A 4784-nucleotide genomic window follows, 5' to 3' on the forward strand; every position below is an offset into this window, starting at 1 on the left:
GTACAACACCGTGGAGGGCGGCGGCCGCACCGTCGCCCTGGGCTCCTGGAGCGACGGTCTTCCCGCCGCCACCCGGGCCCGGCTCGCCGACCTGTCCCTGACCGGGCGGCTGTTGCAGTCGCACTTCAGCGGAGCCGGGCTCAGCGGAGCCGCGCCCGGCGACACCGACGTGGACCGGCCGCTGGACATCGAGTGGCTGATGACCGAGCAGGGCGACTTCCGGCTGGTCCAGATCCGCCCGTACGCGCTGTGAGGGCGCACCTCGGCCGACCGCGCACGGATACCGGCCTGACGCACACCGCCCGCCGCATCATCCACCTCAACTACGGCTTCCAGCTGCTGTTCAACCTGCTGTGGTGGATGCCGGTGTTCTACGCCTTCCAGAAGGCGGCAGGGCTCTCGGACGGACAGATCTTCGGCATCCAGAGCATCTACTACGTGGCCTTCTGCCTGTTCGAGATCCCCACCGGCCTGATCGCCGACCGGATCGGCACCCGCAACTGCCTGCGGGCCGGAGCGGTGGTCATGACGGCGGCGAACCTGGCGCCGGTGATCAGCGCCTCGTACACCGGCTTCCTGCTGCACTTCCTGGCCATCGCCGCGGGCCGCTCCCTGACCTCGGGGGCGGCGAGCGCCTACCTGTACGACGGGCTGCGGGCCGAGGGGTGCGACGAGCACTACCTCAAGGCGGAGGGCACCGCGCGCGCCCTGGGCCTTGCGGCGAAGGTGGTGTGCTGGCCGCTGGTGGGGCCCCTCATGGCCGTCGCCCACTCGGCCCCGTACGTGCTCAGCGCCGCGAGCGCGGCGGGCTCCCTGGCCTGCGCCGTCGCGCTGCCCCGGCTCGCGGTGCCCGGCGGGGGCAGCAGCAAGGCCGCCGACCGGGCGGACGGCGGGCGCAGGGGCGGGGCGTTCCTGCGCGACGCGGGCTCCGCGCTGCGCTGCGTCGCCTCGTCGCGGTGGCTGGCCCTGGTGATGGTCCAAGGCGTGGCGCTCTTCACGCTCTCCCGGATCTGCCAGGTCAACCTCTTCCAGCCGATCCTCCTGGACCACGGCATCGCCGAGGCCTCGCACGGCGGAGTCCTGGCCGCGATGACCGTGGCGGAGGCGGTGGCCTCGGCCCGCCCCCAGTGGCTCAGCCGCCGGCTGCCGCCGGTGGCCTGGGTCTCCATCCTCAGCCTCGCGCTGGCGGGCACATTGGCGGCCATGACGCTCGGCGGACCGTGGGCCGTGGTGGCGCTGCTGTGCCTATTTGCCGCGGCGACCGGCTTCGCCTACCCCGTCCAGCGCAAGCTGGTGAACGACGCGGTGCCCGCCGACGCCCCGCGCGCCACGCTCCTTTCGGTCGAGAGCATCGTGGACCGCGCGGTGTGCGCGCTGGCCGCGGTCGCCGCGGGCGCCTATCTCTCCGCCGGGCACCTGGACGCCCTGCTGTGGCACAGCGCCCTGGCCACGGCGGTGCTGCTCGGGGCCTTCCAACTGCTGCTGCGCAGCGGGGTGATCAAGCGGGGCCGGGAAGCGCGCCCCGCCGGAGCACTGCCCGCACGCGCGAAGGCCCCGGCCACCGACGCGGACGGAGGTGCACGCGGCAGGTCGCGGTCGTAGCCGGGGCGCGGGCTTCGATCAGCCGGAGCGGTGGTCCAACTGGTCGACCAGCCCCACCGGCAGGAACACGGGCCGGTGGGGCCGGCCGACCTGGTATCCCACGAAGCCCTGCGAGGAGGCCACCGTCACCTCGTCGGCCGTCTCCGCCTGGTAGACGACCCGGCAGCGTCCCGAGTCGGCCTTCGCCCGCTGCCACAGAGCGGGGGCCGGTTTGCGTTCGGCCTCGGTGCGCGGAGTGCGTATCCGCTCGCCGAAGTCCTTCCAGGCGAAGGGCGCGGAGCCCTGCCACGTGGTGTCGACTTCCTTCTTCAGCCGGGCGGCACGCTCGGCGTCGGTCGCACCCCAGGAGGAGGGGACATTGGTGATCAGGCCGACCTTGATGTGGCGTTCGCGTAAGGCCCGCAGATAGGAGGCCGCGCCGGGCTGATAGCCGGTACTTCCGTCCTCGGCGGTGTGCACCAGGGTCTCGCCCAGGTCGAAGTACACGACGGGGCAGGCGCGTTCGCTCCCCGTACGCGCGGGGGATGCCGTTCCTGTGCCGCCGCTCGCGTCCGCGGGCACGGCCGCGCTCGCCGCGGCGCACAGCACGCTCGACACCAGGGCTGCGCCCAGCGCGAGGCTCAAACGGACCGAGCCTCTGGAGGCGTTTGTGTTCATGGCGTCGTCGCCCTTCTCCCTGCGCACCACGGGGTGCGCGAATGTCCGGTCCCACGGTCCAGATCGCTCTACCCCCGAACACCACGTGCCACTCGGGTCCGGCCGACCCCACTGTCCGCACTCTGTGCGATTATGCGGACGCGCCCCGGGGAGTGGGCTGCGGTCTGCCGAGTGCCGGGGGTTGGGGATGGCTGCGGGTAGGGAGCCGGATGGCTCGTCCACGTCCGACGAGGAGTGGGAGCGCTTTCTGCGCGAGTCGGTGGAGGGTACGGCCGACGCCCCCGAGGAGCCCTCGGCGCGGGCCCGCGACGTGGCGAAGCGGCTGCGTGCGCAGCCCGGCGGCGCCCCGCAGGGATGGCGCACCCACACGCCCGCACAGCCGAAGCGGCGCACGGGCTGGTACGTGGCCGGGCTGCTGGCCGCGTTGGTGCTGCTGGTGGTGGCGCTCGCTCCGGGGCGGGTGGTGGACCTGTTCACCGGCGACGACTCCGACGCTCCGCCACTGGCGGCCGAGACCGCCCGTCCGACTCAGGCACCCCCGAGCGGGTCGGCCCAACAGCCCACCGAGGCCGAGCCGTTCCGCGGTTCGCCGGCGGCCAGGTGGGCGAACGGAGCGGCGGGCATCACCGTTCCGAAGGCCGAGGCGGTCGGCTGGATGAGCAAGGCCGAGGTCGAGCGGGCCCTCGCCCGCAGCCGGGACTTCCTCGTCGCCTCCGGCCTGGACCGCGGGGTACTGCGAGGCGAGCGCCCCGAGAAGGCGATGGCGCTGATCAATCCGCACCAGGCGGATGTCCAGACCTTCCTCAAGACCTCTCTGCGCGCTCCGAGCGAGAAGGCCGACCCCCTCCTGCTCTTCAGCCGTTTCAAGACCTCCCGCACCGACCTGGTCGGCGACACCGTGAAAACCCGGGGCCTGCTCACGTACAAGGAGGGCAAGCGCGGAGCGCTCCAGGTGACCGCCGACGTCACCTTCGTCTACCCGACCACCCGCGCGGACTCGGGCGGCGACGAGGAGATCGTGCGCACCATCGTCCGGCGGGAGCTGGTCTTGAGCTGGGACGACCCCGACAAGGTGATCACCGAGCCGGGCACGTTCTCGATCGTCTCGTACAAGTACGACATGACCAACGGCGGCTGCGGCGCCCCCACCGGCTACCTCACCCCGCCCTACGGCACGGACCGCCAGGCGGACACGACCGGCACGGAAACCGATCCCTACGACCGCAGCGCACCGGTCGCGCCGGGCAAGTCCTCCGGGGAGGACTGCAACAAGGCGACGCGGTCCTAGCCCGGCCTCACCTCTCTCCTCAGGAGCGGGTGTCCTCCGTGGCCGCGGAGGACGCGGCGTTGTAGCGGGCGAGCAGGCCGCACAGGGTGCTGACCTCCTCCGGGGTCCAGGCGCCGGTGCGGGTGGCCACCTCGCGGTGCATCAGAGTGTCGGCGTGGGCCAGGAGTTCCCGGCCGCGGTCGCTGGGGTGCAGGAGCTGACCGCGGGCGTGGTCGGGGTCGGTCTCGCGTACCACCAGGCCTGCCTGCTGCAGAGCGGCGACCTGGCGGCTGATCGTGGACTTGTTGATGCCGTAGAGGCCGACCAGGTCGCGCGCGCGGGCCCCGCCCCGTTCGGCCATCTCGGACAGCAGGGAGTACTCGACGAAGCTCAGGTCGGGATGGAGCCGCTCGGCGTTGGCCCGGAAGCGCCGGGAGAGGGTCACCAGCTCGCGGACCAGGGCCGGTATTTCGCGGTCGTCATCGGCCACTTGGCTTTCCTTTCCTCGTCCCGCCCGCACCGTGAGTTGCATTTTGCATCAACGGCGACCCGGGATTACGCTCGTGTTGCACATTACAACTTCATACGGTCACACGCCGCACCTGCAAACCGGCGTGCGGCCGCTTCCCGGATCGAGCCCGCCCCGACATCCGCACCACGCAAAGGCGGCAGCACCCATGAGCGCCGAAGAACTCACCGACCGCATCCAGCAGGCCATCGCCCACCCGCTCACCCGCGACGACGGCTTCGACATCCACCGGGCCCTGCGCGAGACCCTCGCCTCGGTCGGCCTGCGCCCAGAGGACAGCGGCGGAAGCATCGAATTCATCGGCAGCGACCCGATCGTCCCGAGCATCATGCGCCTCGGCGCTGTGTCCGCCCTGGGCATGACCGCCAAGTCCGTCGCGCTGGCGGCACTCTGGCGCCTGCGCGGCGGCGAAGGCCAGGACATCTCGATGGACCTGCGCAAGGCCCCGCACCGGCTCTGCCCCTTCTACGACAAGAAGTGGGAACTGCTGAACGGCTACCCGGGCGGCGCACCCTCGGATCCGGTCAACCCGCTCGGCTTCGACTTCTACCAAGCCCGCGACGGCCGCTGGCTGATGCCGCTCAACCCGTACCCGAAGATCAAGAACGCCGTCTACAAGCTCCTGCGCACCTGGCCCGAGAAGCAGGCCGTCGCCGACGCCATCGCCCGGTGGGACGCGGCCGACCTGGAGCAGGCCGGCGAGGAGATCGGCGTGGTGATGCCGGTACC

4 protein-coding genes and 2 pseudogenes are annotated in these 4784 nt (G+C 72.0%); 4 read left to right on the plus strand and 2 right to left on the minus strand.

Translation table 11 applies throughout. The features are described 5' to 3' along the window. Together ACQKIP_RS39985 and ACQKIP_RS39990 are read left to right on the plus strand one after the other, a co-directional pair. Positions 1 to 253, plus strand: a pseudogene (locus tag ACQKIP_RS39985) (PEP/pyruvate-binding domain-containing protein); the annotation flags it as partial. Next, complete coding sequence (locus ACQKIP_RS39990) at positions 250 to 1602, plus strand: MFS transporter (protein ID WP_365853606.1); 1353 nt, start codon at positions 250 to 252, stop codon at positions 1600 to 1602. The pseudogene ACQKIP_RS39985 and the gene ACQKIP_RS39990, both read left to right, overlap by 4 nt. Positions 1603 to 1620: 18 nt before the next feature. On the opposite strand, the gene ACQKIP_RS39995 is transcribed toward ACQKIP_RS39990, so the two are convergent. After that, positions 1621 to 2259: a hypothetical protein gene (locus tag ACQKIP_RS39995; protein ID WP_365853608.1), complete on the minus strand. Its 639-nt coding sequence runs from the start codon at positions 2257 to 2259 to the stop codon at positions 1621 to 1623. 187 nt (positions 2260 to 2446) lie between these two features. On the opposite strand from ACQKIP_RS39995, the gene ACQKIP_RS40000 reads away from it, so the two are divergent. Then, entirely contained in the window at positions 2447 to 3547 is a 1101-nt protein-coding gene (locus ACQKIP_RS40000; protein WP_365853610.1) for a hypothetical protein, read from the plus strand. A 19-nt stretch (positions 3548 to 3566) separates the two neighbouring features. Here the strand turns inward: ACQKIP_RS40000 and ACQKIP_RS40005 are convergent, their stop codons facing one another. Next, complete coding sequence (locus ACQKIP_RS40005) at positions 3567 to 4016, minus strand: MarR family winged helix-turn-helix transcriptional regulator (RefSeq protein ID WP_365853612.1); 450 nt, start codon at positions 4014 to 4016, stop codon at positions 3567 to 3569. A 187-nt stretch (positions 4017 to 4203) separates the two neighbouring features. On the opposite strand from ACQKIP_RS40005, the pseudogene ACQKIP_RS40010 reads away from it, so the two are divergent. After that, a pseudogene (locus ACQKIP_RS40010) lies at positions 4204 to 4784 on the plus strand (CoA transferase); the annotation flags it as partial.

It is taken from the genome of Streptomyces sp. NPDC059900, assembly GCF_050270335.1.
Classification (GTDB): Bacteria; Actinomycetota; Actinomycetes; order Streptomycetales; family Streptomycetaceae; genus Streptomyces.

Bases quoted from the DNA above. Each gene is read 5' to 3' on its own strand.
- ACQKIP_RS40000 (WP_365853610.1), top strand. From the start codon at position 2,447: ATGGCTGCGGGTAGGGAGCCGGATGGCTCGTCCACGTCCGACGAGGAG.
- ACQKIP_RS39995 (WP_365853608.1), bottom strand. From the start codon at position 2,259: ATGAACACAAACGCCTCCAGAGGCTCGGTCCGTTTGAGCCTCGCGCTG.